Source organism: Cryptosporangium aurantiacum (assembly GCF_900143005.1).
Lineage (GTDB): Bacteria > Actinomycetota > Actinomycetes > Mycobacteriales > Cryptosporangiaceae > Cryptosporangium > Cryptosporangium aurantiacum.
In genome coordinates this window covers 22,149-45,634 of record NZ_FRCS01000018.1, presented here as the reverse complement: position 1 = coordinate 45,634, position 23,486 = coordinate 22,149, and the positions used below count along the sequence as shown (strand labels likewise).

Here is a 23,486-nt window from a genome sequence, read left to right as displayed (position 1 = left end):
CACGGACGGTCCGGGCGCTCAGAACTCGAGCGGCCCGGCCCGGGCGTCCGCCGCGGTGGGGAAGGCCACCGTGGGCAGAGCCACCGTGGGGGGCGCCACCACGCCGTCGCGCGACACCGGCCGGAGCGGCAACACTGCCGCGCCGTCGGCCAAGCCGACGGCGCCGAAGCAGCCCACCAAACCGGGGGCGACCGACGCGTCCTCGCCCGCGACGACCAAGGCGGCAGGCGCTCCGGCGCCGGCCGCCGGGTCGCAGGGGGGCACGAGCGGGGCCGGGACCGGCGCGGCCAAGCCGGCCGCCGCCGGTACGACGCCGTCCGCGAGCTCCGGAGCCGCTGCCTCCACGCCGACCAAGGCGTCGAGCCCGACGAAGCCCGCCGCGGCGAAGAGCACCCCGGCGTCCGCGTCGGCAGCTTCGGCGTCCGGCGGCGCCGCCAACGGTGCCACCCGGCCGGCGACGAAGAGCCAGGGCACCACGTACGGCAAGCCGGTGGCCACCCCGGCCCCGGCCGCGGCGTCCGGTTCGCCGACCACCCCCACGTCCGGGGGCGGAACCAGCACCTCCGCCGCGCGCACCACCGCTTCCGCGAAACCGCCGACGCCGACCCCGTCCCCGGCTGCGGCCACCGCGTCGATGCCGTCGTTCGACCGGGACACCAGCGTGTCGCAGGCGAGCCGTCCGGCCACCGCGTCGGTCAGCCCGCCGGCCGCGCACGCCGTGGGTGGTACGCCGCAGGCTGCCGCCGCCAGCGCGGCGCCCGTCTCCGGCGGCTCAGCGGGCCAGCCGAGCGGCGCTGCGGCCCCGCCCAGGGTCCAGGTCGGAGAGGCCGTCCGTTCGGCGCGTCAGACCGTCTCGGCGGCCGCGAGCCGGGGTCCGCGCCGGGCCCGGCTGCAGCTGAAGAAGGTCGACCCCTGGTCGGTGATGAAGTTCTCGTTCGCAGTGTCGCTGGTGCTGTTCATCGCGTCCGTGGTGGCCACGTCGATCCTCTACATGGTCCTCGGGGCGCTGGGTGTCTGGGACAGCCTCAACGACACGATCAGCACGGTCACGGCCGGCCAGGACGGCAGCCAGGGCGTCGACCTGGCGATCACCGCGAAGATGGTGATCGGTGGATCGGCCCTGCTCGGAGCGGTGAACATGGTCCTGTTCACCGCGTTGGCGACGCTGGGCGCGTTCATCTACAACGTGTGTGCCGACCTGGTCGGCGGCGTCGAGCTGACGCTGGCCGAGCGCAACCAGTAGCGGCTCGCCGGAGGTCCCGCTGCCCCGCCGGGGGTAGCGGGTTTGGGGCCGGGCGGACGGGTAGGGTAATCTTTCGTCCGCGTCGGGGGCTATAGCTCAGTCGGTTAGAGCGCATCGCTGATAACGATGAGGTCGCTGGTTCGATTCCAGCTAGCCCCACCAGCGCCCGCATTGGTGGGGGCGGAGAAGGGAGCATTCTCCATGTGGAAGAAGGCGCTCGTGCTCGCGGCCATCGCGGGCATCGCCGTTGTGGCTGCCAAGAAGTTCAAGGAAGCCAGCGACGAGCGTGAGCTCTGGCACGAAGCCACCACGGCGCCCGACCACCGCTGATAGCTCCCGCCGTAACGGCGCCCTGCGGTTCGCCGACGGCGTACGCGGGGACGTAGCTCAATTGGCAGAGCACCGCCTTTGCAAGGCGGGGGTTAGGGGTTCGATTCCCCTCGTCTCCACTCCTTCGGGCGGGCTGCGCCGCACCGAAGACTGACACCCTGAACGGGGCCGTGCGAACACTCGCGCGGCCCCGCTCGGCGTTCCGCCACCGGGAAAGACCCCAACCGCGTGACTCCGGTGCGTAATGAGTCACCCGTTCCCTATCCCCGCAATAACGGAAAAGCCATCTTTCTTGGCCCTGCTGTGGCCAATTCCCCCGAGATTCCGGCCTCGTGACCTGCCCCAACGCCCGAATTCAACTACATTACGTAGTGAAGAATCGCGCAGCGTAACAACGCACTCATCTCTTCGGACGGAAGAATCCACAGACTTCCGATCGCTGGCTTGATTCTTCATCTCCTTGGCTATGCTCCTGTCGACTGGTCGCGATGTACCTGCCATAGCGGCTCGAATCCGCCGGTAGAGAGACGCGATTCAGGCGATCGACCGGAAGAGACTGGGAAGCCGCCCGCTGTGGTGCGGCGAGCGTCGGACGCACCGTCGCGTCCACAGTGCGGCAGCACTGCGACGGGGAGCCGGCGCCCATACACTTCTGGCTGTTTCTCGCGCTACCCCGGGCGGCGGCGCGACTGACGCTAGGGAGCGTGATGGCAGTAGGCCTGCAGGAGGCGCGGTCGGCCACGCCGGCCGAACCACCGAGTCCGGCCTCCTCCCGCTCCCCGCTTCCGCCAAAAAAGCCGAAGGCACCGCCGTGGGCGAAGGTCTGCGTGATCCTGGGCACGGTGCTGGTCGTCCTCGCGGGCGGCACGCTCACCGCCGCCTACGGGCTCAGCCAACGCTACGAGAGCAAGCTGAAGCGCGCGGATATTCTGGGTGACCTCTCGGAGGAGCAGTCCACCTACACCGAGGGCCCGCTGAACTTCCTCATCCTCGGTTCCGACAACCGCACCCAGGACGAGTCGTTCGCGCAGAACGAGGGCACGCGGTCGGACACGATCATGCTCGCCCACGTCGACAAGACGCTCAGCAAGTCCTACATCGTCTCGATCCCGCGAGACAGCTACGTCGACATCCCCGCGTCCGACGACGGCAAGTGGGAGGGCGGCAAGAACAAGATCAACGCCGCCTACCAGTACGGTGGCCCGGCGCTGACCGCGAAGACCGTCCAGCAGCTCACCGGTATCGAGCTCAACGGCGCGTTCCTGCTCGACTTCAACAGCGTCCGCAAGCTGGTCGGCATCGTCGGTGGCGTCGAGGTCTGCATCCCGTTCTCGATGAGCTCGATCCACACCGATCGAGTCTGGAAGAAGGGCTGCAACTTCCTCACGGCCGACGGCGCGCAGGACTTCATGCGTCAGCGTAAGAGCGTTCCCGGTGGTGACTTCGGCCGCATCCAGAACCAACAGCGCGTCGTCCTGGCGGTCGCGAAGAAGATGACCACCAAGGGTGTCCTGACCGACCCGGTCAAACTCGACCGGCTGCTCACGACCGTGGCCGAGTCGGTGACCGTCGACGAGAACGTCGACCTGCCCGACCTCGCGCTCGGACTGAAGAAGCTGCGTCCGACGAGCCTGCGCTGCACGACGGTTCCGTTCACTACCGACCAGCTCCCGACGCCGTACGGTGTTTCGGTCGAGCTGGACGAGGTCAAGGGCGAGGAGCTGTTCGCCGCGATGCGCAACGACACGATGGACGCCTACCTGGCCGCGAACCCACCGCAGGCCGCCGGCGGGACGACGGCGTCCACCGGCACGTGCTCGTAACCCCGGCCAAGCCCAGGCGCCGCGACGAGATCCTCACGATCGCGGTAGACCTGTTCGCACGCCGTGGGTACCACGGGGTCTCGATGGACGACATCGGCGCCGCAGCGGGGGTCACCGGCCCGGCGTTGTACCACCACTTCGCCGGCAAGGAAGCGATGCTCGCCGCCGCGTTCACGCCGGTGAGCGAGCATCTGCTGACCGAAGGACGCCGCCGGACCGCGGCCGCGGATACCCCGGTCGCCGCCCTGCAGTCGTTGATCGCTTTCCACGTCGACTTCGCGCTCGGCAACCCGGCCGTGATCAGCCTCTATCTGCACGAGATCGACCGCTTACCGGAGGACAGCAGGCGGACGATCCGTCGCCTCCAGCGTCTGTATGTCGAGGAGTGGGTGGCGGTCCTCGGGAACGTGCGGCCGGAGTGGGACCGGCCGCAGGCCCGGGCCGCCGCTCACGCGGCATTCGGCCTGATGAACGCGACCCCGTTCCTCGATGACGAACTCGAGCGCGCCGACGCCGCAGAACTGCTCGGCCACCTCACGCTGAACGCCCTACTCCCGCACTGATCCAGACGGTTCACTCGCTATACCACGGGGTATCAAGCCCACCGCTGGGCCGCGAAGCCGCAACCCGAGCAGCGTCCTCGGCCCGACCTCAGCAGAAGGGGTGGGTCGCATGACGACCGAGCTAGCGGCAAAACTCGATGTCAACGGCATCGACTACACGATCCTCGGCATCTACTTCGCCATCGTCATCGCGATCGGGTTGCTCGCCCGGCGTGCGGTCGCGACCAGCGAGGACTTCTTCCTGTCGGGCCGTGCACTCCCCGCGTGGGTCACTGGGTTAGCGTTCGTCGCCGCCAACCTCGGCGCGCTGGAGATCCTCGGCATGGCCGCGAACGGCGCCGAGTACGGCATCTCCACCGTGCACTTCTATTGGATCGGCGCAGTTCCGGCGATGGTCTTCCTCGGCCTGGTGCTGATGCCGTTCTACTACAGCACCCGGGTCCACAGCGTCCCCGAATACCTGCGCCGGAGGTTCAACCGGCCGACGCACGCGTTCAACGCGCTGACGTTCGCCGTGGCGTCGGTCCTCACCGCGGGCGTCAACCTTTACGCGCTCGGCCTGATCATCCAGAGCCTGCTCGGCTGGCCGCTCTGGTTGGCGATCTTCATCTCGGCGTTCTTCGTCCTGATCTACATCACGCTCGGCGGTCTCTCCGGCGCGATCTACACCGAGGTGCTGCAGTTCTTCGTCATCCTCGCCGGCCTGATCCCGCTGGTCGTCGTCGGCCTCTCCGCGGTCGGCGGCTGGGGTGGCCTGAAGGACAAGGTCACCGAAAACACCGACATCGGGGCCGCGGCGTTCAGCCAGTGGGGCGGTACGGCGGTCGGCAACGCCACCAACCCGCTCGGTGACTGGATCGGCATCGTCTTCGGTCTAGGGTTCGTGCTCTCGTTCGGCTATTGGACGACGAACTTCGCCGAGGTGCAGCGCGCACTCTCCGCCAAGGACCTCTCGGCCGCCCAGCGCACACCGCTGATCGGCGCGTTCCCGAAGATCTTCATCCCGGCGCTGACGATCATCCCGGGGCTCGTGGCGCTCGTCCTGATCCCGAAGCTCGGCCAGAACGGCGGCCCGACCTACAACGACGCAATCCCGGAACTGATGGCGAAGTTCCTGCCGAACGGCGTCCTCGGTATCGCGCTGACTGGTCTGCTGGCGGCGTTCATGGCCGGTATGGCCGCCAACGTCAGCTCGTTCAACACGGTGTTCACCTACGACCTGTGGCGGCCGTACGTCGTCAAGGACCGGCCGGACCGGTACTACCTGCAGGTGGGCCGCATCATCACGGTCATCGGCATCCTGATCGGCATCGGCACCGCGTTCATCGCCGCCGGTTTCTCGAACATCATGAACTACGTCCAGGCGTTGTTCTCGTTCTTCAACGCGCCGCTGTTCGCGACGTTCATCGTCGGCGTGTTCTGGAAGCGGATGACGCCCTGGGCTGGTTTCGCAGGTCTTGTCTCCGGCACCGCGGCCGCGGTGTTCGCGTACCTGACGCTCAACAACAAGCTCGGCATCCCGGAGATCGTGCACATCGAGTCGATCCAGAGCCGCAACTTCTGGGGGGCGGTCGCCGCGTTCGTGGTGGACGTCGTGGTCACCGTGATTGTCACGATGCTCACCAAGCCGAAGCCGCTGGACGAGGTCAAGGGCCTGGTCTGGGGCGTTCCCGACCCGGACAACCCGGACGCCGCCGATGCTCAGAAGGTCCGCCGCTGGTGGGAGTCGCCGAAGCTGCTCGGTTTCACCGCACTTGGCATCACAGCCGTCCTGTCGTTGATCTTCCTCTGAGTTAGGAGGCGAACCCATGTCCGAAACCGACGAGGAAGTTCACGCCAAGTCCGCGTCCCGCAGCCTGTTCGATCTGCGGTGGCTGATCGCCGGCCTGTTCGTCCTGTACGGCGCCCTGCTCATCGTCCTCGGGATCTTCGACACCGACGCCGAGGTGCAGAAGGCCGACGGGATTCGGATCAACCTGTGGACCGGCATCGGGATGCTGATCCTCGGAGCCCTGTTCGGGCTCTGGTCGTGGTGGCGGCCACTGCGCCCGAACGCGCCCGCGTCGGTGGCCGCTCAGTCCGAAGAACACGATTCGGACGCCTGAGAGCAGCGGGGCACGGGGTTAGCGCCCGCGCTCTGCGCTACTGGATCGATCCAGTGGTGTACCGCGCTCGCGCCGTGTACCGAGTCACATCCGATGTACGGACGTCATCCTTTGGACAGGGACCTGACTTCCGCCCGGCCTATTCTTGAGCGGTTGGTCTGCGGGTAGATACTCCGAGCGGAGGTGACGGCATGGTCAACAGTGAAATCCGGCCCACAGAGGCGCACTCCGATCGGCAGCGATCGCGGCCGATGGCACGGGCGCTGGCCGCGCCGGTCCGGACGCTCGGCAAGGTGCTGCCGCGTCCGTTGGGTGGCCCCACGACCGCCGCCGACTCGCATCCCTCCCGATCGCCCGGCTCGGCGATCGTCGACTGCGGCCTCTACATCGACGGCGTCCGCCGTCCCGGCCGGATGGACTACGTCGCCGCGCTGGAGGCCGCCAAGCGCAACGACAACGCGTTCGTCTGGCTGGGCCTGCACGACGCGACCGCGGACGAGTTCTCCGACATCGCGAAGACGTTCGGCCTGCACGAACTCGCCGTCGAGGACACGATCGTCGCGTTTGCTCGCCCCAAGCTCGAGCGCTACGCCGACGTCACGTTCGTCGTGATCAAAACCGCCCGCTACATCCGCAGCGGCGCGCTCACCGCGACCAGCGAGGTCGTCGAGACCGGCGACGTGATGCTGTTCCTCGGCGAGCGCTTCGCGATCACCGTGCGGCACGGCGACGCCTGCCGGCTCCGCGGCGTACGCGCGAACCTGGAGCAGCGCGACGACCTCGTCCGGCAGGGGCCGTGGGCGGTGTTCCACGCCGTCGTCGACCAGATCGTCGACCGGTACGTCGAGGTGGTCGACGCGATCGAGGACGACATCGACGAGCTGGAAGCCAGCGTCTTCGACAACTCGAACGTCGACATCCCGCGGATCTACAAGCTCAAGCGCGAGGTCGTGGAGCTCAAGCGGGCCGTGCTACCGCTCGCGCGGCCGCTGGAGAGCCTGGTCAGCGGCGCGGTGATGAGCGTCCCGCAGGAGATCCGGCGCTACATCCGCGACGTCGCCGACCACCACAGCCGCGTCGTCGACCAGATCGCGAGCTTCGACGACCTGCTGAACTCGATCCTGCAGGCGAGCCTGGCGCAGGCGGGCATCCAGCAGAACAACGACATGCGGAAGATCTCCGCGTGGGCGGCGATCGGCGTCGTACCCACCGCGGTGGCCGGCATCTACGGCATGAACTTCGACTACATGCCGGAGCTGACCTGGCGGTTCGGCTATCCGATGGTGCTCTTCATCATCTTCGTGATCTGTTTCAGCCTCTATCGGCTGTTCAAAAAATCCGAGTGGTTGTGAACGCGAGGGGCCCGCGACCGTTGCCGGCCGCGGGCCCCTCGCCACTCGATCCTGCTCAGCTACGACGGCTGTTCGCCTCCGCGGAGTCCTTGACCGACGAGGTGGTGCTGTCGGTCGCGGAGGTGTGGGACGTGGTGTCGGTCTTCGACGACGCCGCGCTGGTCACCGCATCCTTCGCGGACGTCGCAGCGCCGGTCACGCGATCCGCCACCTGCTCGGCCTTCGCCTTCGTGGTCGACCGGGTGTCGGGCTCGACGAGGTCGTACTCCTCCCACTCCGGCTGACGGTTACGCCGGGCTGCGAGTGCCGCAGCGGCACCGACGGCGGTGCCCGCCGCCAGCGCACCGAGCATCCACGGCCACCGGCGACGCCGCTCGCCACGCAGTGCGCGAGCGGTTTCCTGCGCCCGCTTCGCGGCTTCCTTACGCTGGCCACGAGTCTGCTTCTCGAACTTCTTCGCAGACTTCTTGACCTGCTTCTTGGAAGTGGACTGGGCCTCGACCGCGGCCGCGACGAGCGGCGCGAGCGCGATCAGGACCTGGTCGACCTTCGGCTTCGCAGTGCTGACCACCGTGTCGCGCGCCGACTCCACCCGCGGCGAAACGGCTTCCTTGGCGTGTTCGAGCGCGTACTCCAGCTTCGGAGCGACCGCCACCCGCGCTGCTTCCACCTTCGGGGCGACGGCTACCCGCGCGGCGTCGACCTTGGGCCCGAGCGCCTCGCGAGCGCTGCCGACCGCCGGCTTGACCGCGTCCCGTGCCGCCCCGGCGGTCGCCACAGCGGCGTTGCGGAGGTGCTCGACCCCCGCCCCGACCTCTGCACCGATCTCCTTGGCCTTGGCCGACGCTTGGTCGAGCGTCGAGGCCTTCTTGCGACGGAACACCATCTTGCCCCCTCTGTGTGGGTCCTCGATGTCCCTATCCTGCACGTCGGTCCAAGCTCGTACCAGCGTGGCAGGATGGGGCCTACACGATAGAGAGGAACTACCCCGTGGCCGACGATCTTTACGCCACTCTGCACACGAATTTCGGGCCGATCACGATCAAGCTGTTCCCGAACCACGCGCCGAAGACCGTGCGCAACTTCGTGGGCCTGGCAGAAGGCAGCATCGACTGGACCCACCCGCGGACTGGTGAGCGTGGCCAGCGGAAGCTGTACGACGGCACGATCTTCCACCGCGTCATCGACGGGTTCATGATCCAGGGCGGCGACCCGATCGGCACCGGCACCGGTGGCCCGGGTTACCAGTTCGCCGACGAGTTCCACCCCGACCTCGTGTTCAACAAGCCCTACCTGCTCGCGATGGCGAACGCCGGGCCGGGGACGAACGGCTCCCAGTTCTTCATCACGGTGGGGCCGACGCCGCACCTGAACCGGCGCCACACGATCTTCGGTGAGGTCGTCGACGCGGAGAGCCAGAAGGTCGTCGACGCGATCGCACAGGCTCCGACCGGCCGCGGTGACCGCCCGGTTCAGGACGCCGTGATCGAGAGCGTGACGATCGAGCAACGCCCGGCCTAACCCGGGTTGACTCCCGACCGCGCCTGGGAACTTCGTTCCCGGGCGCGGCGTTCGGCGTGGCGAGGCTACGAGCGAGCAGAGGATGGGCAGTGACCGAGGACAGCGCGCGGACCACCGCGACGCCCGTGTGCTACCGGCACCCGGACCGCAGCACTTACGTCTCGTGTGTCCGGTGTGACCGGCCGATCTGCCCCGACTGCATGCAGCCGGCCTCGGTGGGATTCCAGTGCCCGGAGTGCGTCCGCGAGGGCCGTAAGACGACGACGCAGGCGCGCACGGTCTTCGGCGGTGGCCTCTCCGGCGAGCAGGGAACGGTCACCCGCACGCTGGTCATCATCAACGTCGCCGCATGGGTGTTGACGCTCGTCGCCGCGGTGCTCACCGGTGAGGTGGGGCTGCGGCAGCTCGGCCGCTTCGTGATCTTCGGCGGCATCACCGGCGTCACCGAATGGGGCGCGGCGGTGCCCGCCTACTCGTGCGGTTTCGCCGGTGAGGTCTGCGGCGGGATAGCGTCGGGTGAGTTCTGGCGGTTGCTGACCGCCGACTTCCTGCACTACGGGCTGATCCACCTGGCCTTCAACATGTACGCCCTGTGGATACTCGGCCGTGAGTGCGAACGTCTGCTCGGCCGTGGACGCTTTCTGGCGCTCTACCTGTTCGCCGGCGTCGGCGGATCGGTGGCCGTCTACCTGTTCTCGCCGCTGAACGAGGCGTCCGCCGGTGCGTCCGCGTCGATCTTCGGCCTGCTCGGCGCGATGTTCTTCTTCCTGCGCCGGCTCCGTGCCGACCCGCGCGGGCTGGTGTTCCTGATCGTCCTGAACTTCAGCCTGGGCTTCGTGGTCGCCAACATCAGCATCTGGGGCCACATCGGCGGGTTCGTCGTCGGCGCGGCCGTCGGCGCCCTGATGGCCTACCTACCGTCCGGGCCCAACCGGGCACGGCTCCAGTGGATGGCGCTGAGTGCCGTCGGTGCCGCGCTGCTCATCCTGGTCGCGCTGCGGACCGCGTCCTTCGGCATCCTCTAGCGACCGGTGCGGAAGGTCGCCAGCTCCTCCGCTACCTCGGCCGGCGGTGCCCCCAACTCGTACTGGGTCAGGAAGTACAGGTCGTCGTCGACGTCGATCTCGAGCATCGTCGAGCGCCCCAGCAGACGACGACGTCGATCGACGCGAATCCGATCGATGACCGCCCACGGGTAGCGACGCCGCCCGGACAGCCCGGACAGCACGGTGACGCCCTCGGCGTCGGCCTCCAGACGGACCGGCACGAGGACGTCACGCAGCCCGGACAGGCTCAGCCCTCCCGCCACGAGGAGCCCGAGCACGGCACCGACCAGGTCGCGGGCGATTGTGACGACGGCCACCACCAGCACACCGGCCACGACGAACTTCGCGACCGGAACAGCGATGGGTACCCGCCACCGGCGGACTGCCTCGTCACTCACGAAACATCCCGAGGTTTTCCACAGGCTGAGGGCGCGGTCGCCCACAACCCGGCGGAGTTATCCACAGTTTCCACAGGCTCCGACGCCGTTCAGAGGGCTATCTGTGGATGACGGGAGCCGTTACCGCCACTGGGTGAACACACCCAGGCTGGCGACGAGCATCCCGAAACCGATGGCGAGGTTCCAGGCGGACAGCTCGGCGACGGGGTACTCGCCTTGTGTCATGTAATAGGTCACCAGCCACGCGATCCCGGCGACGATCAGCGCGATTGCCACCCCGGGTACCCACCGCGGGCTGGGTTTCGCCCGCTTTGCGGTGGTGGTGGCGGCCGGCCGGACATCCGTCGGCGGCGTGTAGACCTTCTTCTTGCGTACGCGTGACTTCGGCACGGGTTTCTCCTGATACGGGGTTCCCGGGTTAGCGTAGTCGTCTAAGGCTCTCGACGAGGAGGCGATGTGGCGGCGATCCGGCCGACCGGGTTCGATCCCGGCAGCCAGCGCCCCCGCAGCTCCGGCCGACGTTCGGGGTGGCGTCGGCTCGGCAGCCGATCTCCGCGGCACCGAGCGGGTCGACCGCGCGCGGGGGCGACCCGGCATGCGCTGGGTTGGCGCCTCGCTCTACCAGGCGTTTTGGTCCTGGCCGGCGTGTTGTTCGCCACGAGCGCCGAGACCTCGAAGGGTTCCGATCTTCGAGGCGGTCGCCGAGATCAGCTCGCGGAGTTGATCCGACGCGGTAACACTGAGGTGGCAGCATCTGAACGTCGGGCCGCCGAGCTTCGTCGTTCAGTTGATGAGGCCACACGTTCGCGCACGCGCACCGACGCCCGCCTGGAAGGCCCGCAGCGGGAGGTCGACGCACTAACCGGGCCGGCAGGGCTCGGCAAAGTTCGCGGACCGTCGCTCACGGTCAAGCTCGACGACGCCCCGCGTCGGCCCGGCGGTGTGTTGCCGCCCGGTGCCAACGCAGACGACGTGGTCGTGCACCAACAGGATGTGCAGGCGGTGGTGAACGCACTATGGGCGGGTGGCGCGGAGGCTATGACGATTATGGGGATCAGGGTGATCTCTACCAGCGCCGTCCGGTGCGTGGGCAACACCCTCCTCCTGCACGGGAGAACGTTCTCGCCGGCGTTCGTGATCACCGCGATTGGCAACGTCTCGTCGATGCGGGCCGCCCTCGACGCGTCGCGCGGGGTGTGGCTGTTCCGCCAAGCGGCTCGCGCATGGAACCTGGGGTATACGGTTGGCGACCCCCAAGTCGTCACGCTGCCGGCGTACGACGGTCCCACCGGATTGACCCACGCGACGAACCCGAGTCGCTGATCCGCAGCTCGATCCGGACCTTCGGTGAGGTTCTGATCACCCTCGGGCTCGTCGTGCTGCTGTTCGCCACCTACGAGGTCTACGGCAAGGCTCTTCAGGTCAACGCCGAGCGGGACCGGCTCAACGCCCAGTTGGACCAGCAGTGGGCCGCCGGTCCGTCGCCGAGCACGTCGTCCGGTCAGCCCGCCGAACCGCTGCCCGGCGAGGGCATAGCCCGGCTCTACATCCCGAAGCTCGACCAGAAGTGGGTAGTCGTCGAAGGCGTCGATCCGGACGACATCAAGCTCGCGCCCGGCCACTACCCGGACAGCCAGATGCCGAACGAGCCCGGCAACTTCGCCGTCGCCGGTCACCGGCTCAAGGCGATGTTCTACGACCTGGACAAGCTGAAGGACGGCGACACGATCGTCGTGGAGACGCAGACCGACTGGTACGTCTACGAGGTCTCGAAGAACTTCATCATCAAGCCCACCGAGGTCTCGGTGGTGAGCGCGAACCCGGAGAACCCCGGGCAGGAGCCGACCGAGAAGATGCTCACGCTCACCACGTGCAACCCGAAGTGGGACAACTACGAGCGCCTGGTCATCTGGGCCAAGCAGACCAAGACCCAACCCCAGTCGGCCGGACGCCCGGCCGAGGTGCAGTAAGGAGGACTGCTGGCGTGTACGGGTGGATCTGGGACCACCTGCCGGGCAACGTGGCGGTGAAGGCGCTCTGCGCGCTGGCCCTGCTCGCCACCGTGCTCTGGCTGCTCTGGTTCGTGGTGTTCCCGTGGGCCGAGCCGCTGCTCCCGTTCGGCGACGTCACGGTCGACGGCAGCACCGCAGGAGCCTAATTCTGTCGTCGGTAGGTGTCACAATCGACGGGTGAGCGTACGCATCCTGGTCGTCGACAACTACGACTCGTTCGTCTACAACCTGGTGCAGTACCTGGGCCAGCTCGGTGCGGAGTGCGTCGTCCGGCGCAACGACGCGGTGAAGCCCGCCGAGGTGCTGGCCGGTGACATCGAGGGCGCTCCGGTCGACGGGGTGCTTCTCTCGCCCGGTCCTGGCACGCCGGAGGACGCCGGCGTCTGCATCCCGATGGTCGAACAGCTCGCCGGTCAGGTGCCGCTGTTCGGGGTCTGTCTGGGGCACCAGGCGATCGGAGTGGCCTACGGGGCCACTGTGAACCGCGCACCCGAATTGCTGCACGGGAAGACCAGCGAGGTCCACCACGACGATGTGGGCGTTCTGGCGGGGCTCCCCGACCCCTTCACGGCCACCCGGTACCACTCGCTGGCCGTCGTGGAAGACACGCTGCCCGCCGAGATCGAGATCACCGGGCGCACGCCGTCCGGTGTCGTGATGGCGATGCGCCACCGCGAGCTGGCCGTCGAGGGTGTGCAGTTCCACCCCGAGTCGGTGCTCACCCAGGGCGGCCACCGCATGCTGGCGAACTGGCTCGGCGCCTGTGGCGACCCCGCGGCCGTCGACCGGTCGACGCCGCTCGTCGAGCAGGTCGAGGAACGGCGCCTGGCGGCTTACGTCTGACCCGCACATGAATATGGCCCGGCCTCGAGAGAGGCCGGGCCATATTTCGGCGGTTCAGCGCACTAGCTCATTGGTCCCTCGCTGGGGCGTCGCGCCCGGGGACGCCGTGGTGTCCGTGCTCTCGGTCGGCTCCGTGGGCTCGGTCGGCTCGGTGTCGTCGGACGGCGACTCGTTCGGGTCGGGCGACTCCGGCGCTGCGCCGGACGACACGGTCAGCGTGATCGTGGTCCCACGGTCCTGCTGGGTGTTCTGGTTCGGCGACTGTGCGATCACGGTGTCGGCCGCCTTGTCGGACGGCGCGTCCTGCCTCCGCACCTTGAGCCCCCGGGACTCCAGCTTGCTCTTGGCGTCGGCGTACGTGTTGCCCACGACGTCAGGCACCAGCACGCGGTTGGCCTTGGAGATGTAGACCGTCACCGTGGTGCCCTCCGGCACCTCCGCGTCCGCTTTCGGGTCCTGCCTGGTGACGCTGCCCTCGGGCAAGTCGCTGTCCTCGTCGACTTCCACCCTCATCTTGAGCTTGGCCTGCTCGAGCCGAGCGCGAGCGCCGTCCTCGTTGGTCTCCGACAGGTCGGGCACCTTGACCTTGTCGGGTCCGGCGCCGACCGAGATCTCGACCGTGTCCCCCTCCTCGGCGGTCTCGCCGGCGGGCGGGTTCTGCTCGATCACCTTGCCTTTTTGTTCGGCGGTGCTCTGGACGGTCTTCGACTCGACCTTCAGCCCCTGGGCTTCCAGCGCTTTCCGCGCCGAGGCCTCGAGCGTGTTGACGACGTTCTCCACCGTGACCTGTTTGCCGCCACCACCGCCCAGCTGGCTGGCCGCGAACGCCACCACGGCGATCAGCGCCACCACCGCCAGGATGCCGACCGCGATCGTTCCGCCCCGGCGCTTGTTGGGAGCACCGCCGACCGCCCCGCCGGTCGACGTCGGGTAGCCGCCGGCAGCACCGGGAACCACCCGAGTGGCGGCCGCGCCCCCGCCGAGCACCGCGGTCCGGTCGTTGCCCGCCGCCACCGGAGTCGCCGCCACCGGACGCCCGGCTGCGGCACGCAGCAGGTCGGCGCGCATTTCACCGGCGCTCTGGTAGCGGGCCGCGGGGTTCTTGGCCATCGACTTCAGCACGATCGCGTCGATCGTGGCGCTGACCTCAGGGTTCCGCTGGCTCGGCGGAACCGGGTCTTCCCGCACGTGCTGGTAGGCCACGGAGACCGGGTTGTCGCCGGTGAACGGCGGCTCGCCGACCAGGAGCTCGTAGAGCAGACAGCCGGTGGAGTACACGTCCGATCGGGCGTCCACGGTCTCGCCGCGAGCCTGCTCCGGCGAGAGGTACTGGGCGGTGCCGATCACGGCCGACGTCGCGGTCATCTGCGACGACGCGCTGGTGATCGCCCGCGCGATGCCGAAGTCCATCACCTTGACCGCGCCCTGCGGGGTCAACATGACGTTTCCGGGCTTGATGTCACGGTGGATGATGCCGTGCCGGTGGCTGAAGTCCAGCGCGGCGCAGACGTCCGCGACGATCTCCAGGGCACGCTGCGGCATCAACCGCCCTTCCGCGCCCAGGACCTCCTTGAGCGTGTGGCCCTCGACGTACTCCATGACGATGTAGGGCACCGCCACGTTGTCCCGGGAGGAGTGGTCCTCCCCGGTGTCGTAGACCGACACGATCGCCGGGTGATTCAGCGCCGCCGCGTTCTGGGCCTCCCGGCGGAACCGGGCCTGGAAGCCGGGGTCGCGGGCAAGGTCGGAACGCAGGACCTTGATCGCGACGTCCCGGCCGAGCCGATGGTCACGTCCCATGTGGACTTCGGCCATTCCGCCGTAGCCCAGCACGGTGCCGATCTCGTACCTGCCGCCAAACAGGCGGGCGTCCGTCATCGCCTAGTCCTCGGTATCGCGGGCCCGACCGGGCCCTCGGTGCGGATCATCAGTTCGCTCGCTGCTCGATGATCGACTTCATGATCGTTCCGGCGATCTCCGCGGAGGAGCTGCTGGACTTGCCGGCGTTCTCCAGGACCACGGCTACCGCAGCGACCGGTTCACCGCCGACGATCGCATAGCCGATGAACCAAGCGTGGTCCTGCCGTTCGTTGCCGTCCTCGGCGGTACCGGTCTTGCCGCCCACGTCGGCACCGTCGACCTGTGCCTTGGTGCCGGTGCCGTTCTGGACGACCGCGCGCATCATCTTCTGAACCTCGCCGGCCGCGGACTCGCTCAACGGCGTGGAGAGGGTCTTCTCCCTGGTCGTCGAGAGCGTCGTGTAGTCGGCCGACTCGACCTTCTTCACCAGGAACGGCGTCATCAGCTTGCCGTTGTTCGCGACGGCTGCGGCGATCATCGCGCCCTGCAGGGGCGTCATGCGGACGTCACGCTGACCGATGCTCGACTGCGCGATCGCCGGCGGGTCCGGGATCTCTCCGGTCTCGCTGGCGGCGACGTCGGTCGGCACCTTCATCTCCTCGCCGAACCCGAACTCCTTGGCCTTCTCCTTGATCCCCTCGGCGCCGATCTCCTCGACACCGAGCTTGGAGAACACCGTGTTGCAGGACTGCTGGAGCGCGTACTCCAGGGTCACCGTGCCGTCGCCGCAGGGCGAGCCGTTGTAGTTCTCGATGTACTTCGTGGTCTGCGGCGCGGTGTAGCGGAGCGGCGCCTCGACGTCGGAGTCGGCCGAGTAACCCTTGTCGACCAGCGCCGAGGCCATGATCACCTTGAACGTGGAGCCCGGCGGGTAGGTCTGACGCAGCGCCCGGTTGAGCAGCGGCTTGTTCACGCTGTCGCCGTTCAGCTGCTTCCAGGCGTCCTTCTGCGGCTGGTCGGTGTGCGCCGCGAACGGGTTGGGGTCGTACGCCGGGTTCGAGACCAACGACAGGATCTCGCCGGTCTTCGGGTCGAGCGCGATCGCCGCGCCCTTCTCCCCCTGGAGCGCGTCCGCGGTCGTTGCCTGGACTTCCTTGTCCAGCGTCAGGATGACGTTGGCGCCCTTGCTCTTCTTGCCGGTGATCATGTCGGTGATCCGCCGCACGAACAGCTTGTCGGACTCCCCGGAAAGGTCCTCGTTCTCGGCTGCCTCGAGCTCGCTGTTCCCGTAGATCATCGACTGGTAGCCGGTGACGTGCGAATACAGCTCACCCTGCGGGTACTTCCGCTGGTACTTGTACCGGCCGTCGGTCTCGACGGACTGCGCGATCGCGGTGTCCTCCACCATGATCAGCCCGCGCGGACGCTCGTAGCTGGAGATCCGGACGCGCTCGTTCAGATCGCTCGTGCGGTAGTCGTCACCCTTGACCACCTGGACGTAGTTCAGGTTGACGAAGAGCAGCGCGAAGAGCACGAACACCGCGATCGCTACGCGTCGAAGCGGAGCGTTCATCGGCTCGGCACCTCCGGTCGACCCGTCATGGACGGACTGCTCACAGCTTGACCACCTCGGTCGGGGCGTCCCGCAGTTGCAGCGGCGGCGCCTTCACCTTCGCCGGACGCCGACCGGCGTCCGAGATCCGGATCAGCAGGCCGATGATCAGCCAGTTGGCGATCAGCGACGAGCCACCGTATGCCAGGAACGGGGTCGTGAGACCGGTGAGGGGGATCAGCTTGGTCACCCCGCCCACAATGACGAACGTCTGCAAGGTGATCGAGAACGCCAGCCCGCCGGCGAGGAGCTTGCCGTACGAGTCGCGGACGTCTAGACCGGCCCGGATGCCCCTGGACGCGATCAGCGCGTAGAGCATCAGCAGCGCGGTCAGGCCGAACAGCCCGATCTCCTCGCCGATCGCCGCGAACACGAAGTCGGTGCTCGCGTACAGGCTGAGCAGGTTCGGCGATCCGGCACCGGGGCCGGCGCCGAACAGGCCACCGCTTCCCAGCGCGAGCAGCGACTGGACGATCTGGTAGCCGGCGTTGAACGGGTCGTCGAACGGGTGCAACCAGACGTTGACGCGCAGCTGCACGCGGCTGACGACCAAGAACGCCGAGTAGGCACCGGCCATGAACAGCAGCAGGCCGATCACCAGCCAGCGCCAGCTGTTCGTGGCGATGTAGAGCATGACCAGGAACAGCCCGAAGTACAGCAGCGAGGACCCGAGGTCCTTCTCGAAGACGAGGATGCTGAGGCTGACCAGCCAGGCGCCGATGATCGGTGCGTACGCGCGGAACAGGAAGCCCGGCGTGGCCTTCAGCGTCTGGTACTTGCCGACGATCTGCAGGAACTCGCGGTTGTCCACCAGGCTGCGCGCGAAGTACAGCAGCAGCGCGATCTTGGCGAACTCACCGGGCTGGATCTGACCGATGCCCGGGATGATGATCCACAGCTTGGCGCCGTTGATCTCGCTGAGCGACGACGGCAGCACCGCGGGCAGCATCACCAGCACGAGGCCGGTGAACAGCGCGATGTACCCGAACCGCGCGAGCGAGCGGTGATCACGGACCAGCCAGAGCAGAGCGACGAAGCCGAGGATCGCCACGGTCGCCCAGATGTACTGCTTGAGCGCTTCACTGCCTTCGCCGCCGAGGACGCCGGCAGCCAGGCGTTCGTCCGGCGTGAGCCGTCCGAGGTCCAGCCGCCGGATGAACACCACGCTGATGCCGTTGATCGTGGCGACGGCGGGCAGCAGGAGCGGGTCGGCGTACGGGGCCAGGAACCGCACGGCCATGTGCGCGCCGAAGAACAGGAGAGCGAGCAGACCGGGCAGCGCGAGCGCACCGGCGTTGATCTCGCCGAGCACCGAGCCCTGGACCGCGACCGACATACCGGTCACCACGACCAGCGAAACGATCAGCAGGAACAGCTCGGTGTTGCGCTGGTTGTTGGCCAGGGGCCGGTCGGGCCGCCCGATCACACTGGTGAGAGCGGGTTCGGCACCGCCGGCGGGGCGGGGAGCGGCCGAAGCCGTCACCGGACCTCCCGACAGTTCACGCCGGGCTTGTCGACCTCGTTGGCGGGGAGGACAACCCCGGAAGGCCGCGAGGCGGAAGGCGTTGCGCCACTGGGGGACGCCGGAGCGCTGCTCGACGGCGTCGTGTCGGTGGCACCGCTGGGGCTCGCGCTGGCAGTGGGCGTGGGCGACACGGAGCCCGACGGTGTGGCGGAAGTCGACGGCTTGCCGGAGGGCGACGCGGCGACGTCACCGTGGCACCACGGGAGGACCTTGTCCTGCCGCAGGTTGTCCACGATCGTGTACGCGTCCTCACGGTTCTCGGCCGGGATGGTCTGTTCCACCGATTCGCGGGCGACCTGCTGCAGGTCGTCGACGCGGAGATCGGTGTCGGATTGCAGAGTGGAGAACTCCAGGCCCGCAAGAGAGCCGGACACGCCGCGGTATATCGCAACGTGTCCGGCTTCGGTGGTTCCTACGTAGTACTGCTGCTGCGTGTAGTGCCAGGCGGCGTAACCGCCGGCGGCCAGCGCGGCCAGCACCAGGACGGTCAGGAGTGCGGTGGTGCGGCGGCGATGCTTGCCGCCGCGTTCCTCCGGCTCCGGCTCGTCGTCGACGCCGTAGTCGTCGTCGAGCGTCGGCCGCGGGGGCGTGGCGAGCGCCGCCCGCCCTGCCGCCGTGTCCGCGGTCGCCGACGTCGTCCGGTCACGTGCGGCGGCGCCACCGACGACCGGCGCGTTGTCGGCCAGGCGGTCGTCGAGGATGTCCGCCACGATCACCGTGATGTTGTCCGGCCCGCCCCCGCGGAGCGCGAGCTGGATCAACCGGTTCGCGACCTGCGCCGGATCGTCGATCCGCATCGCGTCCGCGATCGTCTCCATCGAAACGACGCTGGACAGGCCGTCGCTGCAGAGCAGGTAGCGGTCGCCGGCGCGAGCCTCCCGCACCGAGAACTCCGGCTCGACCTCCCGGCCGTCCAGCGCCCGGGTGAGCAGCGACCGCTGCGGGTGGGTGTTCGCCTCGTCGGCGGTGATCCGACCCTCGTCGACCAGCATCTGGACGTAGGTGTCGTCCCGGGTGATCTGGTGCAGCTCGTTGTTGCGCAGAACGTACGCGCGGGAGTCACCGACGTGAGCCAGGGCTAGCCGAGACCCGCTGAACAGCAGCGCGGTCAGGGTCGTTCCCATGCCCTCCAGGGCCGGGTTCGCGTCGACGGCGTCCCGCAGCTGCTGGTTCGCGTGCCCGATCGCGCCCCGGAGCGCGTCGACCAGGTCACTCGAGGAGACGTCCTCGTCCAGCGGCTCCAGAGCCCGGACGACGATGTTCGACGCCACCTCGCCGGCGGCCATGCCGCCCATGCCGTCCGCGACCGCGAGCAGTCGCCCACCGGCGTAGACCGAGTCCTCGTTCCCTTCCCGGATGAGACCTCGGTCGGACTTTGCCGCGTAGCGCAGCGTGAGGCTCATTCGCGATCCTCACTGAGGAGGTGCCAAAACTGCATGCTTCGCTCGCTTCGCTGGCTCATGAGCGCAACTCGATCGACGTGCGCCCGATCCGGATCGGCGCGCCCAGGGGGACAGGGGTCGGGCCGGAAATCTTGGTCTGGCCAAGATACGTGCCGTTGGTCGACCCCAGGTCTTCGATCAGCCACTCGCCCGCACGCGGCACCAGACGTGCATGCTGCGCTGACGCATAGTCGTCGTTCAGCACCAACGTCGAGTCATCCGCGCGCCCGAGGGTGATCGGTAGATCACTCAGCGTGATCCGAGTCCCGGTCAGCGCGCCCTCCGTGACGACCAGCGTCCGCGGGACACCGGCGTCTCCGCGACCACGCTTGACCTTCGCCGGACGCCCGGGCGGAGCCAGCGGCACGCCACGGGGCGTCGCGACCAGCCGGGGCTGGCGGGCCCCGGTCAGGTCACGCCGGATCACTCCGACGACGGCGAACACGAACACCCAGAGCAGCGCGAGAAAGCCGAACCGGGCGACCGCGAGAACGACTTCCGGCATCAGCCATCCAGCCGGAACGTGAGCGACGTCGTCCCGAGCTGAACGACATCGCCGTGCTGGAGCGCCGCCGCGTTGATCCGGTTCCCGTTCACGGTGGTGCCGTTGGTCGAACTCAGGTCGGTCAGCACCACCCGCGAACCGTCGAAGTCGACGCGCGCGTGCTGGCGGGAGATGCCGACGTCGGCCAGGCGCACCTGGGCGCCCTCGCCACGTCCGATCACGGTCGAGCCGATCACGATCGTGAACTGGCGGCCGTCCGACGTGATCAGCCGAGCCTGCCGGGCGCCGTAACCGCCGCCCTGCGGACCGGGTGCGCCGTAGGGCGCGCCGCTCGAGTGCATCGGCGGTCCGCTGACCGGCCCGTATCCGGGCGGCCCGCTGACCGGGGGCAACCCGCCACCGTGCGGTGGCATGTTGTACCCCTGCGGCGGCGGGTTCTGGTACGGGTTCGGGCTGTGCGCCGGCTCGACGCCACCGGTGTAGACCTCGGCGGCGATCCGGAACATGCCCGTGTCGAGGCCATCCCCCCGCTCGATCTCGACGATGACGTCTCCGTACACCGTCCAGCCCTGCTCGCCGATGTACTCGGCCTGGGCCTGAGCCAGTTCCTGCGCCAGCGGCGCCGCGTACTGCGCCAGCCGATCGTGGTCGCTGGGACTCAGATCGATGATGTAGCGGTTGGGAACCAGGGTGCGCCCACCGCCCAAGATGGACTTGTGCGCATCCGCCTCACGCTGCATTGCGCTTGCGATCTCCACGGGATGTACGACTCCCTTGAAGACCTTGGCGAACGCCCCCTCGACGAGGTTCTCCAACCTCTTCTCGAAGCGCTGCAGAACGCCCACCGGTTCCTCCTGTCCTCGGTTCGGCATGATCGTATCGGCCGCCGCGAACCCCCGAGTGGGGAGCATCCGGCACGTGTTAGAGTTCCCAAGTCTTCGCCGGGCAAGTGGCGGAATGGCAGACGCGCACGGTTCAGGTCCGTGTGTCCGAAAGGACGTGGGGGTTCAACTCCCCCCTTGCCCACAACTTCACCCGCTCGCCCTTCCGGGGCGGGCGAGGTAAGCCCTCTCCGGCTGAGCATGCGGCTACGACCCTCTGTGCTCGGGATGAGCGTCTGCGATCCGACACCAGTGACGGTTGCCCTGGTCACCGGCCGCACGCATCCACGGACGGCCGGAGCCGCCCCGGTTGCGTCGGCGGTACTCATAGCATCCCCTCATCGCTCGCCCTCGGAGCGCGGAACGCTACTACCGGGGCCGTTCGGTGTCGAAATCGTTGCGCGCGAAACGCCCCGCCGCATCCCCTTCCGGCCTTGAAGACCTGTTAGATCCGCCGAGCTACGCCCGGCAGCCTTGCCTCTCTAGACCGAATGGCCGATCGGTAACCCTCCTCCCGCTGTCGTGTGCGCCACACTGCCGGGCGGTGTCAGGCCGGGAAGCGCTCGCGGAGCGCGGGCAGCAACTCCTTCTCCGACCAGTTGAGGAACCCGTCCTGGTGGTCACCGCCGATCTGCACCAGCGCGACGTGAGTGAAGCCGGCGTCGACGTACGGGCGGACGGCCTCTGCGACGGCGTCCACATCGGCGCCGCACGGGATCGATTCAGCAACGTCCTCGGCCCGGACGAACTGGCTCGCGCCGGCGAAGCCGGCCGGACCGGGCAGCTCGGCGTTGACCTTCCAACCGCTCCCGAACCAGCGGAACTGCTCGTGCGCGCGGGAGACGGCCGTGTCCTTGTCCGGGTCGTAGCTGATCGGCAGCTGACCGACCTTCGGCGCACTCTGCTTCCCGCTCTCCCGGTCGAACTGGTCGATCAGCTCCCCGACCGGCTCCACCGCGACCAGGAAGTCCGCGTTCTCGGCCGCCAGCTCGACCGACTGACGCCCGGACACCGCGATCCCGATCGGCGGGGGCTCGTCCGGCACGTCCCAGAGCTTCGCCGAGTCGACCCGGAAGTGCTCGCCGACGTAGTTCACGTACTCGCCGGTGAACAGCGCGGCGATGATGTCGACCGCCTCGCTGAGCATCTCGTGCCGGACGTTCGCCGACGGCCACCCCCGACCGACGACGTGCTCGTTGAGGTTCTCGCCCGAACCCAGACCCAGCCAGAACCGCCCGTCGGTGAGCAACCCCATCGTCGCGGCCTTCTGGGCGATCACCGCCGGGTGGTAGCGGACGGTAGGGCAGGTCACGTAGGTCATCAGCGGCACGCGTTCGGTCACCTGGCTGACCGCGCCGAGCACCGACCAGGCGTACGGGGCGTGGCCCTGTTCGTCTAGCCACGGGAAGTAGTGGTCGCTGATGACTTCGAAGTCGAAGCCGGACTGCTCGGCCCGCCGGGCGTCCCGGACCAGGGCCGTCGGTCCGGCCTGTTCACACATGAGCGTGTAGCCAAAATCCACCATGAGGCGGCGTTACCCGCGGAGCCATTCGGTACGCGATCGCGCGTGGCAGGATCGGCGCCAATGTTGTTCACCGACGCCGAGCCGGTCTCGGACGACGCCCTGCTGGGCCTCGTCTACGAGGTGTGCCCCCGGTTCGTCGCCGGCACCGTGCTGCACCGCAGCTCCACGTCGTTCGTGGTCGCGGGCACCGTGGACCTGAGCCCGGTGGTGGCGAAGGTGCTGGCCGGAGGCTCGCCGTTCTGGCGGGAGCACTTCCTGCGAGAGGTGGAGGCCTACCGTCTGTTCGAGACGTTGCCGCCGCCGGTCCGGACGCCCCGCCTGCGGGACGCGGACCCGAACCGCGGGGTGCTGATCCTCGATCGGGTGTTCGGTCGCCCGCTGGCGTACGACCGGCATCCCACGACGCCGATCCCACCCGAAGAGCTCGCCGGCGCGCTGACCGAGTTACGCCAGCTGGGCAAGTGGCAGCCGCCGGTGGGGCAGTCCTGGATCGTGAACTACACGCCGCGGATCGACCGCGCCCGGCGTCAGGGGATGTTCGACGACGCCGACCGCGCCGCGGTCGCCGCGCTCGCCCGCCGCGCCGCCGGCCGGTGGGAGCTCGCCCACGGCGACGCCGTGCTCGACAACGTGCTGAAGACCAGGGACGGCTTCGTCTTCCTCGACTGGGCCACCGCCGGGCTGTACCTGGCCGGATTCGACCTCGCCCAGCTCTGGGTGCTGCTCGGTGAGCTGCACGGCCCGCGGCGGGTGATCGAGGACCTGATCGACGACGCGGGCCCGGACGCCGCGCCGCCGTTCCTGGTCAACCTCGCGCTGCTGCTCGGCCGCGAGCGCCGCACCTACCAGCACCGGATGGACGACGTCGGGGCCGCTCGCCGGGCGCGCCTCGCCGCCGCGTGGGACGACGTCCGGGAGCGGGTGCACCGCGCGGCCTCGGCCCCGCAGTGACTGTTTCGT

The 23,486-nt window shown here is 68.5% G+C and carries 25 protein-coding genes and 3 tRNA genes; 17 read left to right on the top strand and 11 right to left on the bottom strand.

Annotated features, from left to right (window positions below):
• Nucleotides 1–18: 18 nt before the first annotated feature.
• A complete protein-coding gene (locus tag BUB75_RS47390) occupies nucleotides 19–687 on the bottom strand; it encodes a hypothetical protein (RefSeq protein ID WP_218617991.1) in 669 nt (222 codons plus the stop codon).
• Between BUB75_RS47390 and BUB75_RS47385 the strand changes: the two genes are divergently transcribed.
• The 9 genes from BUB75_RS47385 to BUB75_RS36780 all read left to right on the top strand — a co-directional run bounded on the left by BUB75_RS47385 (nucleotide 662) and on the right by BUB75_RS36780 (nucleotide 7,416).
• Nucleotides 662–1,243, top strand: a complete 582-nt coding sequence (locus BUB75_RS47385) for a DUF3566 domain-containing protein (RefSeq protein ID WP_218617990.1) — start codon at nucleotides 662–664, stop codon at nucleotides 1,241–1,243. The genes BUB75_RS47390 and BUB75_RS47385 overlap by 26 nt on opposite strands.
• A gap of 85 nt (nucleotides 1,244–1,328) precedes the next feature.
• Nucleotides 1,329–1,405, top strand: a tRNA-Ile gene (locus BUB75_RS36810).
• Nucleotides 1,406–1,444: 39 nt separating this feature from the next.
• Nucleotides 1,445–1,573: a DLW-39 family protein gene (locus BUB75_RS47380; RefSeq protein WP_218617989.1), complete on the top strand. Its 129-nt coding sequence runs from the start codon at nucleotides 1,445–1,447 to the stop codon at nucleotides 1,571–1,573.
• A gap of 46 nt (nucleotides 1,574–1,619) precedes the next feature.
• A tRNA-Ala gene (locus BUB75_RS36805) sits at nucleotides 1,620–1,692 on the top strand.
• 588 nt (nucleotides 1,693–2,280) lie between these two features.
• Nucleotides 2,281–3,396, top strand: coding sequence for an LCP family protein (locus BUB75_RS36800; RefSeq protein WP_084742163.1), 1,116 nt, complete (start codon nucleotides 2,281–2,283; stop codon nucleotides 3,394–3,396).
• Nucleotides 3,387–3,959 (top strand): TetR/AcrR family transcriptional regulator, encoded by a 573-nt coding sequence (locus tag BUB75_RS36795; protein WP_073264121.1) that lies wholly within the window; start codon nucleotides 3,387–3,389, stop codon nucleotides 3,957–3,959. Before BUB75_RS36800 ends, BUB75_RS36795 begins: the two co-directional genes overlap by 10 nt.
• Nucleotides 3,960–4,068: 109 nt before the next feature.
• A complete protein-coding gene (locus BUB75_RS36790) occupies nucleotides 4,069–5,751 on the top strand; it encodes a sodium:solute symporter family protein (RefSeq protein ID WP_073264119.1) in 1,683 nt (560 codons plus the stop codon).
• A gap of 16 nt (nucleotides 5,752–5,767) precedes the next feature.
• Entirely contained in the window at nucleotides 5,768–6,064 is a 297-nt protein-coding gene (locus BUB75_RS36785) for a hypothetical protein (protein WP_073264117.1), read from the top strand.
• 191 nt (nucleotides 6,065–6,255) lie between these two features.
• Entirely contained in the window at nucleotides 6,256–7,416 is a 1,161-nt protein-coding gene (locus tag BUB75_RS36780) for a magnesium and cobalt transport protein CorA (protein ID WP_073264115.1), read from the top strand.
• Nucleotides 7,417–7,471: 55 nt separating this feature from the next.
• On the opposite strand, the gene BUB75_RS36775 is transcribed toward BUB75_RS36780, so the two are convergent.
• Nucleotides 7,472–8,302: a hypothetical protein gene (locus BUB75_RS36775; protein ID WP_073264113.1), complete on the bottom strand. Its 831-nt coding sequence runs from the start codon at nucleotides 8,300–8,302 to the stop codon at nucleotides 7,472–7,474.
• 104 nt (nucleotides 8,303–8,406) lie between these two features.
• On the opposite strand from BUB75_RS36775, the gene BUB75_RS36770 reads away from it, so the two are divergent.
• Both BUB75_RS36770 and BUB75_RS36765 read left to right on the top strand, forming a co-directional pair.
• Nucleotides 8,407–8,937: a peptidylprolyl isomerase gene (locus BUB75_RS36770; protein WP_073264111.1), complete on the top strand. Its 531-nt coding sequence runs from the start codon at nucleotides 8,407–8,409 to the stop codon at nucleotides 8,935–8,937.
• Between the two features lie 89 nt (nucleotides 8,938–9,026).
• On the top strand, nucleotides 9,027–9,962 hold the full coding sequence (locus tag BUB75_RS36765) for a rhomboid family intramembrane serine protease (RefSeq protein ID WP_073264109.1): 936 nt from the start codon (nucleotides 9,027–9,029) through the stop codon (nucleotides 9,960–9,962).
• Here BUB75_RS36765 and BUB75_RS36760 read toward each other — a convergent pair.
• A complete protein-coding gene (locus tag BUB75_RS36760; protein WP_073264280.1) occupies nucleotides 9,959–10,381 on the bottom strand; it encodes a PH domain-containing protein in 423 nt (140 codons plus the stop codon). The genes BUB75_RS36765 and BUB75_RS36760 overlap by 4 nt on opposite strands.
• 120 nt (nucleotides 10,382–10,501) lie before the next feature.
• Nucleotides 10,502–10,771 carry a cell division protein CrgA gene (locus tag BUB75_RS36755; RefSeq protein ID WP_073264107.1) on the bottom strand — a complete coding sequence of 90 codons (270 nt, stop codon included), beginning with the start codon at nucleotides 10,769–10,771 and terminating at the stop codon, nucleotides 10,502–10,504.
• A gap of 255 nt (nucleotides 10,772–11,026) precedes the next feature.
• Here BUB75_RS36755 and BUB75_RS47375 point away from each other — a divergent pair, with 255 nt between their 5' ends.
• From BUB75_RS47375 to BUB75_RS36740, 4 genes are read left to right on the top strand one after another with little or no spacing between them, the layout of a single operon-like run.
• Nucleotides 11,027–11,704: a DUF881 domain-containing protein gene (locus BUB75_RS47375; RefSeq protein WP_218617988.1), complete on the top strand. Its 678-nt coding sequence runs from the start codon at nucleotides 11,027–11,029 to the stop codon at nucleotides 11,702–11,704.
• Complete coding sequence (locus BUB75_RS36745) at nucleotides 11,605–12,351, top strand: class E sortase (protein ID WP_218617987.1); 747 nt, start codon at nucleotides 11,605–11,607, stop codon at nucleotides 12,349–12,351. The genes BUB75_RS47375 and BUB75_RS36745 overlap by 100 nt, the downstream gene beginning before the upstream one ends.
• A 14-nt stretch (nucleotides 12,352–12,365) precedes the next feature.
• Nucleotides 12,366–12,539 carry a hypothetical protein gene (locus tag BUB75_RS46745; protein WP_178380079.1) on the top strand — a complete coding sequence of 58 codons (174 nt, stop codon included), beginning with the start codon at nucleotides 12,366–12,368 and terminating at the stop codon, nucleotides 12,537–12,539.
• Nucleotides 12,540–12,570: 31 nt separating this feature from the next.
• Nucleotides 12,571–13,236: an aminodeoxychorismate/anthranilate synthase component II gene (locus BUB75_RS36740; protein ID WP_073264103.1), complete on the top strand. Its 666-nt coding sequence runs from the start codon at nucleotides 12,571–12,573 to the stop codon at nucleotides 13,234–13,236.
• 54 nt (nucleotides 13,237–13,290) lie between these two features.
• Here BUB75_RS36740 and pknB read toward each other — a convergent pair whose 3' ends face one another.
• Genes pknB through BUB75_RS36710 form a run of 6 tightly spaced genes read right to left on the bottom strand, consistent with a single transcriptional unit; the run spans nucleotide 13,291 to nucleotide 20,992 of the window.
• A complete protein-coding gene (pknB, locus tag BUB75_RS36735) occupies nucleotides 13,291–15,114 on the bottom strand; it encodes a Stk1 family PASTA domain-containing Ser/Thr kinase (RefSeq protein ID WP_073264101.1) in 1,824 nt (607 codons plus the stop codon).
• Between the two features lie 49 nt (nucleotides 15,115–15,163).
• Nucleotides 15,164–16,609, bottom strand: coding sequence for a peptidoglycan D,D-transpeptidase FtsI family protein (locus tag BUB75_RS36730; protein ID WP_073264099.1), 1,446 nt, complete (start codon nucleotides 16,607–16,609; stop codon nucleotides 15,164–15,166).
• A 40-nt stretch (nucleotides 16,610–16,649) separates the two neighbouring features.
• On the bottom strand, nucleotides 16,650–18,131 hold the full coding sequence (locus BUB75_RS36725; protein WP_084742161.1) for an FtsW/RodA/SpoVE family cell cycle protein: 1,482 nt from the start codon (nucleotides 18,129–18,131) through the stop codon (nucleotides 16,650–16,652).
• Nucleotides 18,128–19,576 carry a PP2C family protein-serine/threonine phosphatase gene (locus BUB75_RS36720; RefSeq protein WP_073264097.1) on the bottom strand — a complete coding sequence of 483 codons (1,449 nt, stop codon included), beginning with the start codon at nucleotides 19,574–19,576 and terminating at the stop codon, nucleotides 18,128–18,130. The genes BUB75_RS36725 and BUB75_RS36720 overlap by 4 nt, the downstream gene beginning before the upstream one ends.
• 55 nt (nucleotides 19,577–19,631) lie before the next feature.
• The gene (locus BUB75_RS36715) at nucleotides 19,632–20,120 is read right to left on the bottom strand and encodes an FHA domain-containing protein FhaB/FipA (RefSeq protein ID WP_073264095.1); all 489 of its coding nucleotides are present in this window, start codon (nucleotides 20,118–20,120) and stop codon (nucleotides 19,632–19,634) included.
• On the bottom strand, nucleotides 20,120–20,992 hold the full coding sequence (locus BUB75_RS36710; RefSeq protein WP_073264093.1) for an FhaA domain-containing protein: 873 nt from the start codon (nucleotides 20,990–20,992) through the stop codon (nucleotides 20,120–20,122). Before BUB75_RS36710 ends, BUB75_RS36715 begins: the two co-directional genes overlap by 1 nt.
• A gap of 71 nt (nucleotides 20,993–21,063) precedes the next feature.
• Between BUB75_RS36710 and BUB75_RS36705 the strand changes: the two genes are divergently transcribed.
• Nucleotides 21,064–21,146 (top strand) — tRNA-Leu (locus BUB75_RS36705).
• 402 nt (nucleotides 21,147–21,548) lie between these two features.
• On the opposite strand, the gene BUB75_RS36700 is transcribed toward BUB75_RS36705, so the two are convergent.
• Nucleotides 21,549–22,526 carry an LLM class F420-dependent oxidoreductase gene (locus BUB75_RS36700; protein ID WP_073264091.1) on the bottom strand — a complete coding sequence of 326 codons (978 nt, stop codon included), beginning with the start codon at nucleotides 22,524–22,526 and terminating at the stop codon, nucleotides 21,549–21,551.
• 60 nt (nucleotides 22,527–22,586) lie between these two features.
• On the opposite strand from BUB75_RS36700, the gene BUB75_RS36695 reads away from it, so the two are divergent.
• Nucleotides 22,587–23,477 carry a hypothetical protein gene (locus tag BUB75_RS36695; protein ID WP_073264089.1) on the top strand — a complete coding sequence of 297 codons (891 nt, stop codon included), beginning with the start codon at nucleotides 22,587–22,589 and terminating at the stop codon, nucleotides 23,475–23,477.
• Nucleotides 23,478–23,486: the final 9 nt, after the last annotated feature.

Coding starts and splice junctions, on each gene's coding strand:
- BUB75_RS47380 (WP_218617989.1), top strand. CDS start 1,445: ATGTGGAAGAAGGCGCTCGTGCTCGCGGCCATCGCGGGCATCGCCGTT.
- BUB75_RS36800 (WP_084742163.1), top strand. CDS start 2,281: ATGGCAGTAGGCCTGCAGGAGGCGCGGTCGGCCACGCCGGCCGAACCA.
- BUB75_RS36790 (WP_073264119.1), top strand. CDS start 4,069: ATGACGACCGAGCTAGCGGCAAAACTCGATGTCAACGGCATCGACTAC.
- BUB75_RS36785 (WP_073264117.1), top strand. CDS start 5,768: ATGTCCGAAACCGACGAGGAAGTTCACGCCAAGTCCGCGTCCCGCAGC.
- BUB75_RS36780 (WP_073264115.1), top strand. CDS start 6,256: ATGGTCAACAGTGAAATCCGGCCCACAGAGGCGCACTCCGATCGGCAG.
- BUB75_RS36775 (WP_073264113.1), bottom strand. CDS start 8,302: ATGGTGTTCCGTCGCAAGAAGGCCTCGACGCTCGACCAAGCGTCGGCC.
- BUB75_RS36745 (WP_218617987.1), top strand. CDS start 11,605: ATGGAACCTGGGGTATACGGTTGGCGACCCCCAAGTCGTCACGCTGCC.
- pknB (WP_073264101.1), bottom strand. CDS start 15,114: ATGACGGACGCCCGCCTGTTTGGCGGCAGGTACGAGATCGGCACCGTG.
- BUB75_RS36730 (WP_073264099.1), bottom strand. CDS start 16,609: ATGAACGCTCCGCTTCGACGCGTAGCGATCGCGGTGTTCGTGCTCTTC.
- BUB75_RS36720 (WP_073264097.1), bottom strand. CDS start 19,576: ATGAGCCTCACGCTGCGCTACGCGGCAAAGTCCGACCGAGGTCTCATC.
- BUB75_RS36715 (WP_073264095.1), bottom strand. CDS start 20,120: ATGCCGGAAGTCGTTCTCGCGGTCGCCCGGTTCGGCTTTCTCGCGCTG.
- BUB75_RS36710 (WP_073264093.1), bottom strand. CDS start 20,992: ATGCCGAACCGAGGACAGGAGGAACCGGTGGGCGTTCTGCAGCGCTTC.
- BUB75_RS36700 (WP_073264091.1), bottom strand. CDS start 22,526: ATGGTGGATTTTGGCTACACGCTCATGTGTGAACAGGCCGGACCGACG.
- BUB75_RS36695 (WP_073264089.1), top strand. CDS start 22,587: ATGTTGTTCACCGACGCCGAGCCGGTCTCGGACGACGCCCTGCTGGGC.